Below are 12,065 nucleotides of genomic sequence, written 5' to 3' on the forward strand. Positions count from 1 at the left end.
GAAAACTCCTGTCATGTGACAGGAGTTTTTTCTATTCTTTTGAAAGCAGTCATACAGACTGGTGCGATCAAGGAAAGAAGACCAATAGTCGTAAAGGCAGCTCCCCATGAATAATAGTCTAGGACGATTCCAAAGAACAATGGAGCGAATACAGTAGCTGAAAACCCAAGAATAGATTGAATTCCTAAAGCTAAGCCTGTTAACTCTAGATCCGTTACTTCAGTAATCGCTGTGTTGTAAATGGGTGAGTCTGCAATAATACTGAAACCATATACAATTAAAAGAATAACCATGAATGCAATCGGTAAGGATGTAAGCCAACCGATAATTATCGAATAACTAATGCTTGTCACAAGAAACCACGTTGATGTTGTTCCTCTCCCGAATCGATCAGAAATTTTTCCTCCGATATAAGAAGCGAATCCGCCTAGCATGATGATAAAGGAAGCTAATATATTTCCGTAGTTAATCGCATTTGTTGTTTGAACACCATGAACGGTAAAGTAATAGACTAAAAAAGGACCTATCCATGACCACATCGCATATAACTCCCAACAGTGAGCGGCATATCCTCCGTTTATGAGGACGTTCCTTTTTCGAAATACTCGTTGTATTAATTGTTTAGAAATGACTAGAGGTGTAGAAGGAATCTGGGGTATCTTTGTCATGAAAACAACGAAACCAGCGATTAAGCTAAACACAGAGGTTAACAGTATGACACCTTTCCAGCCAATAGAAGAAATAAGAAATCCTGAAATGAGTAATGAAAATCCTGAGCCGATGACAAGTGACCCAACATAGATCCCCATTGCCTTCCCGAGAGTCGAGGGTGGGAATAATTGAGATACTAGCTTCATACCGGGAACGTATATCCCCGCAACACCAATTCCTGTTACTGTTCGTAAAATGACTGCTGTCCAAAATCCATTAGCTAGAAGCGGGAACAATACCCCGGATACACCTGCAATTAGAGCCCCAATTACGATAATGTACTTTGGGTTATATGCAGATAGAAAGAAACTGTAAATAATAATAGCTAGAACGTATCCAATATGAAAAAAAGCGATAATGATACCAGCTTGAGTTGCTGTTAACATCCATTCGCTTTCTAAGACAGGTATAATAGAAGAAAAATTAAACCATACTTGCATAATAAGAAATTGCGCAATAGATAAAGTCCACAAAAGCTTCGTTGATTGCTTCATTCTTTGCTGCCTCCGTCTATGATCATTTTTTACGATACGATAATGTATTGTACCATGAAACATATGGTAACGAAGAAATTTGTGATTTCTTGAATAAAACATTGCTTTTTGTATTTGAGACTATTATAATAGATAAGGTGTGATCAGCGTAGGTTCTTCACTTGCACTGGTTTTTATTTTTGTGTATAATGGTGAACGTTGGTCACTGACAGCGATGAAGCGAAAGGTTGCTGACACACCCGGCTCCTTTGCCATGGCAGGGTGTAGGAAATTTTCGCAGAGTATGTCTGTTTATAAAATGGACGATAAAGGAGGGGCTATTATGGCAAAACAAAAGATTCGCATTCGTTTGAAAGCATATGATCACAGAGTCCTTGATCAATCAGCAGAGAAGATTGTAGAAACAGCAAAACGTTCTGGTGCTAGTGTATCGGGTCCGATCCCACTACCAACTGAAAAGTCTGTTTACACGGTTTTACGTGCTGTGCATAAGTACAAAGATTCTCGTGAGCAATTTGAAATGCGCACACATAAGCGTTTGATTGACATTGTGAATCCTACACCGCAAACGGTAGATGCGCTAATGCGTCTTGATTTACCATCTGGTGTGGACATTGAAATTAAGCTATAAACATTTTGATGAGAAGGCTGTTTCTCATTTAATGATATGAAAATGGCAAAATAAACTGAACAATAATAGGAGGTGTAACGGATGTCCAAAGGAATCTTAGGTAGAAAAATTGGTATGACACAAGTATTTGCTGAGAATGGTGAAGTAATCCCGGTTACAGTTATTGAAGCAGAGCCAAACGTAGTTCTTCAAAAGAAGACGGTTGACTCTGATGGATATGAAGCTATCCAAATCGGATTTGCTGATCAAAAGAAAGCAAATGTCAACAAGCCAGCTGAAGGCCATGCTGCTAAAGCAAACACGGCTCCTAAGCGCTTCATCAAGGAAATCCGTAACGTTAATCTTGACGATTATGAAGTTGGTCAAGAAGTTAAGGTAGATACATTTGCAGAAGGTGACACAGTTGATGTGACAGGTACTTCTAAAGGTAAAGGATTCCAAGGTGCGATTAAGCGTCACAATCAATCTCGTGGACCAATGTCCCATGGTTCTCGTTATCATCGTCGTCCTGGTTCAATGGGTCCAGTTGATCCGAACCGTGTATTTAAAGGGAAGCTTCTTCCTGGACGTATGGGTGGAGAGCAAATTACAGTACAAAATCTAGAAATCGTTAAAGTGGACACAGAGCGCAACTTGCTACTAGTGAAAGGAAATGTTCCTGGAGCTAAGAAAAGTTACGTAGAAGTTCAAAGTGCGATTAAAGCAAAATAAGATTGACAGAAAGGAGGACACATCATGCCAAAAGTAGCTTTATTTAATCAAAGTGGATCTCAAGTTGGAGATGTTGAATTAAATGATTCGGTATTTGGTATTGAACCAAATAACAGTGTGCTTCATGACGCAGTAGTTATGCAACAAGCATCTCTTCGTCAAGGTACACATAAAACAAAAGGACGTTCTGAAGTACGTGGTGGTGGTCGTAAGCCATGGCGTCAAAAGGGAACTGGACGCGCTCGCCAAGGGTCAATCCGTTCTCCACAATGGGTTGGTGGTGGAGTTGTATTTGGACCGACTCCTCGTAGCTACAGCTACAGCCTTCCAAAGAAAGTTCGTCGCTTAGCGATTAAATCTGCTCTTTCAAGTAAGGTAAAAGCAGAAGAGATTATTGTTCTTGAAGAGCTTGCATTCGATGCTCCGAAGACAAAGGAAATGAAGTCAGTACTTGCTAATATTTCAGCTGATCGTAAAGTGCTAGTCGTAACAGCTGACTACAATGAGCAAGTTGCATTATCTGCTCGTAATATCCCAGGCGTTACTTTTGTTTCAGCAGACGGAATTAACGTTCTTGATCTATTAAAGCATGATAAGCTTGTCATAACGAAAGGTGCCGTTGAAAAGGTAGAGGAGGTGCTTGCGTAATGTCAAACGCTCGTGATATCATTAAGCGCCCTGTAATTACAGAACGTTCAACAGATTTAATGAGTGAAAAGAAATACACGTTTGAAGTGGACGTTCGAGCAAACAAAACTCAAATTAAAGATGCAATCGAAGAGATCTTTGATGTGAAGGTTGATAATGTGAATACGCAAAATTACAAAGGTAAATCTAAACGTTTTGGTCGTTATACAGGTTTTACTGCTCGTCGTAAAAAAGCGATTGTTACATTGTCAGCAGATAGCAAAGAGTTAGAATTCTTTGAAGGTGTTTAAGAACTACTAGTGAAGGAGGGAATTAAAGATGGCGGTAAAGAAGTATAAACCAACCAGTGCCGGTCGTCGTGGTATGTCTGTATTAGATTATGCAGAGATCACTACAGACAAACCAGAAAAGTCATTGCTTGCCCCTTTACACAAAAAAGGTGGACGCAATAACCAAGGTAAATTAACTGTACGTCATCAAGGTGGCGGACATAAGCGTCAATACCGTGTGATTGACTTTAAGCGTAATAAAGATGGAATTCCAGGACGCGTTGCTACAATCGAGTATGATCCTAACCGTTCAGCGAATATCGCACTTATTCATTATGTTGATGGTGAAAAGCGTTATATTTTAGCACCGAAAGGTCTTAAGGTTGGATTAATGATTGAATCAGGTCCGGAAGCTGATATCAAAGTTGGGAATGCATTACCACTTAAGAACATCCCTGTTGGTACAGTTATTCATAATATCGAATTGAAGCCAGGTAAAGGTGGTCAATTAGTACGTTCAGCCGGTGCAGAAGCACAGCTTTTAGGTAAAGAAGGCGAGTATGTACTTGTTCGATTGAAGTCTGGTGAAACTCGTTACATTCTAGCAACTTGCCGTGCGACAATTGGTCAAGTAGGAAATCTTGAACATGAACTTGTTAACATCGGTAAAGCAGGTCGTTCACGCTGGTTAGGCAAGCGCCCAACTGTTCGTGGATCTGTTATGAACCCGAACGATCACCCACATGGTGGTGGTGAAGGTCGTGCGCCGATCGGTCGTAAATCTCCTATGTCTCCATGGGGTAAACCGACTCTTGGCTACAAGACTCGTAAGAAGAACAAAGATAGTGATAAGTATATTGTACGTCGTCGTAAAAAATAACGGGATTGGGCTACGGTTCTTATTAAGAACCGTGGAACGGTCACGAAGGGAGGAATTCTCATGGGTCGCAGTTTGAAAAAGGGGCCTTTTGTCGATGATCATTTAATGAAGAAAGTTGAAGGATTAAATGAAGCAAATGACAAGAAGGTTGTTAAGACATGGTCTCGTCGTTCAACTATTTTCCCTGAATTTATCGGTCATACAATCGCAGTATATGATGGCCGTAAGCATGTACCTGTTTACATTTCTGAAGACATGGTAGGACACAAGCTTGGTGAGTTTGCACCTACTCGTACGTATAAAGGTCATGCAGCAGATGATAAGAAAACAAGACGTTAAATGTAAGAGGGGAGGTCAATCCTATGCAAGCTAAAGCTGTAGCAAAACAAGTCCGTATTGCTCCTCGTAAGGTGCGTCTAGTCGTGGATCTTATTCGTGGAAAGCAAGTCGGTGAAGCTATTGCCATTCTTCGCCACACACCAAAAGCAGCATCTCCTGTAGTAGAGAAGCTTTTGAACTCAGCGATTGCGAATGCAGAGCACAACTATGAAATGGAGCCAAATAATCTTGTAATTAGTGAAGCTTTTGTTGATGAAGGCGTAACGTTGAAACGTTTCCGTCCTCGCGCAATGGGACGCGCAAGTCGCATCAACAAGCGTACTAGTCATATCACATTAGTGGTAACAGAAAAGAAGGAGGGATAAAACGTGGGTCAAAAAGTAAATCCTACCGGACTTCGAGTCGGTGTTATCCATGACTGGGAGTCAAAATGGTATGCTGATAAAGATTTTGCTGATCTACTACACGAAGATATTAAAATTCGTGAGTATATCGAAAAGCGTTTGAAGGATGCTTCAGTTTCTAAGGTTGAAATTGAGCGTGCAGCAAACCGTGTAAATATTACCGTTTCTACTGCTAAGCCAGGTATGGTGATCGGTAAAGGTGGTTCAGAAGTAGAGGCACTACGTAAAGCTCTTAATACATTAACAGGTAAAAGAGTTCATATTAACATTTTTGAAATCAAGCAAGCAGATTTAGATGCGAAGCTTGTTGCAGAAAACATTGCTCGTCAATTAGAAAATCGTATTTCATTCCGTCGTGCGATGAAGCAAGCGATCCAACGTACAATGCGTGCAGGTGCAAAGGGGATTAAGACTCAAGTATCTGGTCGTCTTGGTGGTGCGGATATCGCTCGTGCTGAACATTATAGTGAAGGAACTGTTCCACTTCACACACTTCGTGCTGATATCGATTATGGTACAGCAGAAGCTGATACAACATACGGTAAGTTAGGTGTGAAAATCTGGATTTATCGTGGTGAAGTCCTTCCTACAAAAGGAACGAACAAAGTGGAAGGAGGCAACTAATCATGTTAATGCCTAAACGCGTAAAATATCGCCGTGAGCACCGTGGTAAGATGAGAGGTCGTGCTAAGGGCGGTACTGAAGTACATTTTGGCGAATATGGTCTACAAGCACTTGATGCTTCTTGGATCACGAACCGTCAAATTGAAGCTGCTCGTATTGCAATGACACGTTACATGAAACGTGGCGGTAAAGTTTGGATTAAAATCTTCCCTTCAAAGCCATATACTGCTAAGCCATTAGAAGTTCGAATGGGTTCTGGTAAAGGGGCTCCTGAAGGTTGGGTAGCTGTTGTTAAACCAGGTAAGGTTATGTTTGAAATTGCTGGTGTTTCTGAGGAAGTTGCACGTGAAGCATTACGTCTGGCTGCACATAAGTTACCAGTTAAATGTAAGTTTGTAAAACGCGAAGAAGTGGGTGGTGACGCAAATGAAAGCTAATGAGATTCGTAACTTAACCACTGCTGAAATTGAGCAAAAGACACAATCATTAAAAGAAGAGTTGTTTAACCTTCGCTTTCAACTAGCGACTGGTCAATTGGATAATCCAACCCGTATTCGTGAAGTTCGCAAAGCAATCGCTCGTGCGAAGACAGTATTACGTGAACGTGAGCTTGGAATTAACAACGGCTAAAAAGGAGGTTTGCTTAAATGGAACGCAACCAACGTAAGGTTTATACAGGGCGCGTTGTTTCAGACAAGATGGATAAGACCATTTCGGTTCTTGTTGAAACATATAAGAAAGATCGTCTTTACGGTAAACGCGTAAAGTATTCTAAGAAGTTCAAGGCGCACGATGAAGAAAATAGTGCAAAAGTTGGCGATATCGTTAAAATCATGGAAACTCGTCCACTTTCTAAAGATAAACGTTTCCGCTTAGTAGAGATCGTTGAAGAAGCGGTAATTATCTAATAAGATCCTTTAGTTGAAGGGAGGTAAGATCTTATGATCCAACAAGAAAGTCGTTTAAAAGTTGCTGATAACTCTGGTGCTCGTGAAGTGCTTTGTATTAAAGTACTAGGTGGCTCAGGTCGTAAAACAGCTAATATTGGTGATGTAATTGTTTGTTCGGTAAAACAAGCAACACCAGGCGGCGTTGTCAAGAAAGGTGAAGTCGTTAAAGCGGTTGTTGTACGTACGAAGAGTGGTGCTCGTCGTAAAGATGGTTCTTACATTAAATTTGATGAGAATGCAGCGGTTATTATCCGTGACGATAAGAGCCCAAGAGGTACTCGTATTTTTGGACCTGTTGCACGTGAACTTCGTGAAAACCAATTCATGAAAATTGTTTCTCTTGCTCCAGAAGTTCTTTAATTAAGATATAAGTTAGGCCCGCTCAAGGAGGTGCAATAATGTCAATGCATGTCAAAAAAGGTGATACGGTTAAAGTCATCTCAGGAAAAGACAAAGGAAAACAAGGTGTAATTCTAGAGGCATTTCCTAAGAAGAGTCGTGTTCTTGTAGAAGGAGTTAACATGATCAAGAAGCATGCGAAGCCTTCTCAAGATAATCCACAAGGTGGGATCTTGAACCAAGAAGCGCCAATTCACTCTTCTAACGTAATGCCAATCGATCCTAAATCTGGTGAACCTACCCGAGTAGGTTACAGAGAAGAGAATGGTAAAAAGGTAAGAGTTGCGAAAAAGTCTGGCGAAGTTTTAGATAAATAGTCAGAGTGTGAAAGGAGGTCAATCGTATGAGTCGTTTAAAGGAGAAATATTCAACTGAAATTGTTCCTTCTCTTGTTGAGAAGTTCAACTATTCATCAGTGATGGGTGTACCTAAGCTTGAGAAAATCGTTGTCAACATGGGTGTTGGTGATGCAGTATCAAATGCAAAGGCACTTGATAAAGCTGTTGATGAATTAACAGAAATCACAGGTCAAAAGCCATTAATTACGAAGGCGAAGAAGTCTATTGCTGGATTCAAATTACGTGAAGGTATGCCGATCGGTGCTAAGGTGACATTACGCGGGGAGCGTATGTATCAATTCCTTGATAAGTTAATTACTGTTGCTTTACCTCGTGTACGTGACTTCCGTGGTGTATCAAAGAAAGCATTTGACGGCCGTGGAAATTACACATTAGGTGTAAAAGAACAATTAATTTTCCCTGAAGTTGACTATGATAAAGTGGATAAAGTTCGTGGAATGGACGTTGTTCTTGTAACAACTGCTGAAACGGATGAAGAAGCTCGTGAATTATTAACACAAATGGGAATGCCATTTCAAAAATAATCGAAGACTTTTCGAAGAGGAGGGAAAACGTTGGCGAAGAAATCAATGATTGCAAAGCAAAAGCGCACACAAAAGTATAAAGTACAAGAATATACTCGTTGTGAACGTTGCGGTCGTCCTCATTCAGTATTACGCAAGTTTAAACTTTGCAGAATTTGTTTTAGAGAACTTGCGCATAAGGGTCAAATCCCTGGTGTGAAAAAAGCTAGTTGGTAATCCCTAGAACGGGAAGGAGGTAAAGAATAATGGTCATGACAGATCCAATTGCAGATATGCTTACTCGTATCCGTAATGCTAATACAGTACGTCACGAGAAGCTGGAACTACCTGCTTCAAAGGTAAAGAAGGAAATTGCTGATATTCTTAAGCGCGAAGGGTTTATTCGTGATTATGAATACATTGAAGATAACAAACAAGGTGTCATCCGTATTTTCTTAAAATATGGTGCAACGAATGAGCGTGTTATTACTGGTCTGAAGCGTATTAGTAAGCCTGGACTTCGCGTATATGCGAAAGCTGGTGAGCTTCCTCGTGTACTAGGTGGATTAGGAATCGCTATTGTTTCTACATCTAATGGTGTAATGACGGATAAGGATGCACGTCAACAACAAGTCGGTGGAGAAGTTTTAGCATACGTTTGGTAATAGATAAGATAAGAACGGAGGTGTAGACGAATGTCTCGTATTGGTAAAAAGCCAGTTGAGGTCCCAAGTGGTGTTTCTGTAACACTTGATGGTCATCTTATGACAGTTAAAGGTCCTAAAGGCGAACTTAAGCGTAAGCTACATGAAGAAATGAAGATCAATATTGCTGAAAATGAAGTGACAGTAGAACGTCCTTCAGATAATAAAGTACATCGTGCTCTTCATGGTACAACTCGTAGCTTAATTCAAAATATGGTTGAGGGAGTAACAAAAGGTTTCGAGCGTTCTCTTGAACTTGTCGGTGTCGGTTACCGTGCTAGCAAATCAGGTCAGAAGCTTGTACTAAACGTTGGTTACTCACATCCGGTTGAAATTACTCCTGAGCAAGGAATTGAAATTGAAGTTCCTTCGAACACAAAAGTGATTGTAAAGGGAATTGATAAGGAACGCGTAGGTGCGATTGCATCTAACATCCGTTCTGTTCGTTTACCTGAACCTTATAAAGGTAAAGGAATTCGTTATGAAGGCGAATATATTCGTCGTAAAGAAGGTAAAACAGGTAAATAATCACTAACATACGGAAAGGATTGACGTTCAATGATTACGAAGCCTAATAAAAATGCGGCACGTAAAAAACGACACTTACATGTACGTCGTTCAATCACTGGAACACCTGAACGTCCTCGTCTAAATGTATTCCGTTCTTCTAAGCACATTTACGCGCAATTAATTGACGATGTAAATGGGGTTACACTTGCAGCAGCATCTACTTTAGATAATGAAGTAAATGCGAGTGAGTTAACAAAGACGGAAGCAGCGAAGGTCGTAGGCGAACTAGTTGCAAAACGTGCAGTTGAAAAAGGTCATGAATCAGTAGTATTTGATCGTGGCGGATATTTATATCATGGTCGAGTAGCGACGCTTGCAGATGCAGCGCGTGAAAACGGTTTGAAATTCTAAAAAAGGAGGGAAAAACGAATGCGTCGTATTGACCCTAACACGTTAGAACTTGAAGAAAAAGTAGTAGCTGTCAATCGTGTAGCGAAAGTTGTTAAAGGTGGACGTCGTTTCCGCTTTGCTGCGCTTGTTGTTGTCGGCGATAAGAATGGACACGTAGGATTCGGAATGGGTAAAGCACAAGAGGTTCCAGAAGCAATTCGTAAAGCTGTCGAAGATGCTAAGAAGAACCTTATTGAAGTACCAGTTGTGGGTACGACAATCCCTCATGAGATTGTTGGACACTTCGGTGCAGGTCGCGTTCTACTTAAGAATGCTTCTGAAGGTACTGGAGTTATTGCTGGAGGACCGGTACGTGCGGTACTAGAGCTTGCTGGTGTTGGTGATATTCTTTCTAAATCACTCGGTTCAAACAATCCAATCAATATGGTTCGTGCTACAATCGAAGGCTTAAAGAACCTAAAACGTGCTGAAGAAGTTGCAAAACTTCGCGGAAAATCAGTAGAAGAACTGTTAGGTTAAGGGAGGGATAGGAATTGGCTAAGAAATTAGAAATTACCCTCACTCGTAGTCTTATCGGACGTCCAGAAGACCAACGTGTAACGGTTAAGACACTTGGTTTACGTAAAATGCACCAAACGGTTGTTCAAGAAGATAATGCTGCGATTCGCGGTATGGTGAACAAAGTTTCTCACCTTGTAACTGTAAATGAAATCGAAGCATAATAGGATTACTTAAATTTGAGGAGGTGTCAACATGAAACTTCATGAGTTGAAGCCTGCAGAAGGATCTCGTAAAGTACGTAACCGTGTCGGACGCGGGATCGGTTCTGGTAATGGGAAAACAGCAGGAAAAGGGCACAAAGGTCAAAATGCTCGTTCAGGCGGTGGAGTAAGACCAGGTTTTGAAGGTGGTCAAAATCCAATTTACCGTCGTCTACCTAAGCGCGGATTTACGAATCCTACTCGTAAGGAATTGACGATCGTAAACGTAGAAACGCTGAATCGTTTTGATGCAGGAACTGAGGTAACTCCTGAGTTGCTAATTGAAACGGGTGTAGTAAAGAACGTTAAGCATGGTATTAAGATTTTAGGTAACGGAAATCTTGAAAAAAGCCTAACTGTGAAAGCTCACAAGTTTTCTTCTTCAGCATTAGAAGCGATTGAAGCAGCTGGCGGAAAAACTGAGGTGATTTAATGTTCCGGACGATCTCCAACATTTTTCGGGTGGGTGATTTACGAAATAAAGTAATTTTCACCCTACTCATGCTCATTGTTTTTCGGATCGGAAGTTTTATTCCTGTTCCAGGTACGAACAAGGACGTATTAAATTTCTATGACGATCAAGCAAATGCATTTGGGTTTTTAAACACGTTTGGTGGTGGAGCATTAGGGAACTTTTCTATTTTTGCGATGGGGATTATGCCATACATTACAGCATCGATTGTTGTTCAATTGTTGCAAATGGATGTCGTCCCTAAATTCGCAGAATGGGCAAAAGAAGGGGAAGCTGGTAGACGTAAATTAGCTCAGTTTACCCGCTATGGAACAATCGTATTAGGCTTTATCCAAGCACTCGGGATGTCAATCGGGTTTAACTCGATTTTCCCAGGATTAATTCCAAATCCATCTGTGCCAACATATATTTTTATTGCACTCGTTTTAACAGCTGGTACGGCCTTCTTAATGTGGTTAGGTGAACAAATCACAGCTAAAGGTGTTGGTAATGGTATTTCTATCATTATCTTTGCAGGTATCGCTGCTGGTATTCCAGGTGGAGTCAATCAATTATATGCGACACAAATTGAGACTGCTGGAGAACAGCTATTTTTAAGTATTGTTACAGTGCTTCTTCTTGCACTTGCCGTGTTAGCAATTGTCGTTGGAGTCATCTTTGTTCAGCAAGCACTAAGAAAGGTGCCTGTACAATATGCAAAGCGTTTAGTTGGTCGTAGCCCAGTAGGCGGACAGTCTACTCATTTACCGTTAAAGGTTAATGCAGCTGGGGTAATTCCAGTTATCTTTGCACTCTCTCTTTTTATCTTCCCACCAACGATTGCTGGATTTTTTGGTTCAGGAAATGAGATTGCAACGTGGGTAACGAGAATTTTCGACTATACGAATCCTATCGGCATGGTCATCTATGCTGCGTTGATCATTGGGTTTACGTATTTTTACACGTTCATTCAGGTTAACCCTGAAAAAATGGCTGATAACCTGAAGAAGCAAGGTGGTTATATTCCAGGAATCCGTCCAGGTAAAACAACGCAATTTTACTTAACACGCATTTTATATCGTTTGACGTTTGTTGGCGCGCTATTCTTAGCTACAGTTTCCATTATTCCTGTGTTCTTCACAAACTTAATGGACTTACCAGCCGCTGTACAAATTGGCGGTACTGGATTATTGATTGTAGTTGGTGTAGCATTAGATACGATGAAGCAAATTGAAAGTCAGTTGATAAAACGTTCTTATAAAGGCTTTATTAAGTAATAGGGGGAACAGGGGAAGATGTTCTTCCT

General features: G+C 40.8%; 23 protein-coding genes. 22 read left to right on the plus strand and 1 reads right to left on the minus strand.

The window, feature by feature from the left end; all coding sequences use genetic code 11:
* Positions 1-11: 11 nt before the first annotated feature.
* Positions 12-1,205, minus strand: a complete 1,194-nt coding sequence (locus JCM9152_RS13385) for an MFS transporter (RefSeq protein ID WP_035345207.1) — start codon at positions 1,203-1,205, stop codon at positions 12-14.
* A gap of 322 nt (positions 1,206-1,527) precedes the next feature.
* Here JCM9152_RS13385 and rpsJ point away from each other — a divergent pair, with 322 nt between their 5' ends.
* From rpsJ to secY, 22 genes are all read left to right on the plus strand, one after another.
* Complete coding sequence (gene rpsJ, locus JCM9152_RS13390) at positions 1,528-1,836, plus strand: 30S ribosomal protein S10 (protein WP_035345210.1); 309 nt, start codon at positions 1,528-1,530, stop codon at positions 1,834-1,836.
* 81 nt (positions 1,837-1,917) lie between these two features.
* A complete protein-coding gene (gene rplC / locus JCM9152_RS13395) occupies positions 1,918-2,547 on the plus strand; it encodes a 50S ribosomal protein L3 (protein WP_035345212.1) in 630 nt (209 codons plus the stop codon).
* Between the two features lie 24 nt (positions 2,548-2,571).
* Positions 2,572-3,195: a 50S ribosomal protein L4 gene (gene rplD, locus JCM9152_RS13400; RefSeq protein ID WP_035345214.1), complete on the plus strand. Its 624-nt coding sequence runs from the start codon at positions 2,572-2,574 to the stop codon at positions 3,193-3,195.
* Positions 3,195-3,485: a 50S ribosomal protein L23 gene (gene rplW / locus JCM9152_RS13405; protein ID WP_035345216.1), complete on the plus strand. Its 291-nt coding sequence runs from the start codon at positions 3,195-3,197 to the stop codon at positions 3,483-3,485. Before rplD ends, rplW begins: the two co-directional genes overlap by 1 nt.
* 28 nt (positions 3,486-3,513) lie before the next feature.
* Positions 3,514-4,344 (plus strand): 50S ribosomal protein L2, encoded by an 831-nt coding sequence (rplB, locus tag JCM9152_RS13410; protein WP_035345218.1) that lies wholly within the window; start codon positions 3,514-3,516, stop codon positions 4,342-4,344.
* Positions 4,345-4,404: 60 nt separating this feature from the next.
* Positions 4,405-4,683 (plus strand): 30S ribosomal protein S19, encoded by a 279-nt coding sequence (gene rpsS / locus JCM9152_RS13415; RefSeq protein WP_035345220.1) that lies wholly within the window; start codon positions 4,405-4,407, stop codon positions 4,681-4,683.
* Between the two features lie 23 nt (positions 4,684-4,706).
* Positions 4,707-5,048, plus strand: coding sequence for a 50S ribosomal protein L22 (gene rplV, locus JCM9152_RS13420; protein WP_035345222.1), 342 nt, complete (start codon positions 4,707-4,709; stop codon positions 5,046-5,048).
* 3 nt (positions 5,049-5,051) lie between these two features.
* Positions 5,052-5,711 carry a 30S ribosomal protein S3 gene (gene rpsC / locus JCM9152_RS13425; RefSeq protein ID WP_035345225.1) on the plus strand — a complete coding sequence of 220 codons (660 nt, stop codon included), beginning with the start codon at positions 5,052-5,054 and terminating at the stop codon, positions 5,709-5,711.
* Between the two features lie 2 nt (positions 5,712-5,713).
* Positions 5,714-6,148: a 50S ribosomal protein L16 gene (gene rplP / locus JCM9152_RS13430; protein WP_035345228.1), complete on the plus strand. Its 435-nt coding sequence runs from the start codon at positions 5,714-5,716 to the stop codon at positions 6,146-6,148.
* A complete protein-coding gene (rpmC, locus tag JCM9152_RS13435) occupies positions 6,138-6,341 on the plus strand; it encodes a 50S ribosomal protein L29 (protein WP_035345231.1) in 204 nt (67 codons plus the stop codon). Before rplP ends, rpmC begins: the two co-directional genes overlap by 11 nt.
* A gap of 17 nt (positions 6,342-6,358) precedes the next feature.
* Complete coding sequence (gene rpsQ, locus JCM9152_RS13440; RefSeq protein ID WP_035345234.1) at positions 6,359-6,619, plus strand: 30S ribosomal protein S17; 261 nt, start codon at positions 6,359-6,361, stop codon at positions 6,617-6,619.
* Positions 6,620-6,652: 33 nt separating this feature from the next.
* A complete protein-coding gene (rplN, locus tag JCM9152_RS13445) occupies positions 6,653-7,021 on the plus strand; it encodes a 50S ribosomal protein L14 (RefSeq protein WP_035345236.1) in 369 nt (122 codons plus the stop codon).
* A gap of 44 nt (positions 7,022-7,065) precedes the next feature.
* Complete coding sequence (gene rplX, locus JCM9152_RS13450; protein ID WP_035345359.1) at positions 7,066-7,377, plus strand: 50S ribosomal protein L24; 312 nt, start codon at positions 7,066-7,068, stop codon at positions 7,375-7,377.
* Between the two features lie 26 nt (positions 7,378-7,403).
* Positions 7,404-7,943, plus strand: coding sequence for a 50S ribosomal protein L5 (rplE, locus tag JCM9152_RS13455; RefSeq protein WP_035345239.1), 540 nt, complete (start codon positions 7,404-7,406; stop codon positions 7,941-7,943).
* A 30-nt stretch (positions 7,944-7,973) separates the two neighbouring features.
* Complete coding sequence (locus JCM9152_RS13460; protein ID WP_012957149.1) at positions 7,974-8,159, plus strand: type Z 30S ribosomal protein S14; 186 nt, start codon at positions 7,974-7,976, stop codon at positions 8,157-8,159.
* A 29-nt stretch (positions 8,160-8,188) separates the two neighbouring features.
* Positions 8,189-8,587, plus strand: a complete 399-nt coding sequence (rpsH, locus tag JCM9152_RS13465; RefSeq protein WP_035345243.1) for a 30S ribosomal protein S8 — start codon at positions 8,189-8,191, stop codon at positions 8,585-8,587.
* A gap of 30 nt (positions 8,588-8,617) precedes the next feature.
* Positions 8,618-9,154, plus strand: coding sequence for a 50S ribosomal protein L6 (gene rplF / locus JCM9152_RS13470; protein ID WP_035345246.1), 537 nt, complete (start codon positions 8,618-8,620; stop codon positions 9,152-9,154).
* A 30-nt stretch (positions 9,155-9,184) separates the two neighbouring features.
* The gene (gene rplR, locus JCM9152_RS13475) at positions 9,185-9,547 is read left to right on the plus strand and encodes a 50S ribosomal protein L18 (protein ID WP_035345249.1); all 363 of its coding nucleotides are present in this window, start codon (positions 9,185-9,187) and stop codon (positions 9,545-9,547) included.
* An 18-nt stretch (positions 9,548-9,565) separates the two neighbouring features.
* The gene (gene rpsE / locus JCM9152_RS13480; RefSeq protein ID WP_035345252.1) at positions 9,566-10,066 is read left to right on the plus strand and encodes a 30S ribosomal protein S5; all 501 of its coding nucleotides are present in this window, start codon (positions 9,566-9,568) and stop codon (positions 10,064-10,066) included.
* Between the two features lie 14 nt (positions 10,067-10,080).
* Positions 10,081-10,269, plus strand: a complete 189-nt coding sequence (gene rpmD, locus JCM9152_RS13485) for a 50S ribosomal protein L30 (protein ID WP_035345255.1) — start codon at positions 10,081-10,083, stop codon at positions 10,267-10,269.
* 31 nt (positions 10,270-10,300) lie between these two features.
* Positions 10,301-10,741, plus strand: coding sequence for a 50S ribosomal protein L15 (gene rplO, locus JCM9152_RS13490; protein WP_035345257.1), 441 nt, complete (start codon positions 10,301-10,303; stop codon positions 10,739-10,741).
* A complete protein-coding gene (gene secY / locus JCM9152_RS13495) occupies positions 10,741-12,036 on the plus strand; it encodes a preprotein translocase subunit SecY (RefSeq protein WP_035345260.1) in 1,296 nt (431 codons plus the stop codon). The genes rplO and secY overlap by 1 nt, the downstream gene beginning before the upstream one ends.
* The last annotated feature ends 29 nt before the right edge of the window (positions 12,037-12,065 follow it).

Source organism: Halalkalibacter hemicellulosilyticusJCM 9152 (assembly GCF_000513115.1).
Taxonomy (GTDB): domain Bacteria; phylum Bacillota; class Bacilli; order Bacillales; family Bacillaceae_D; genus Halalkalibacter; species Halalkalibacter hemicellulosilyticus.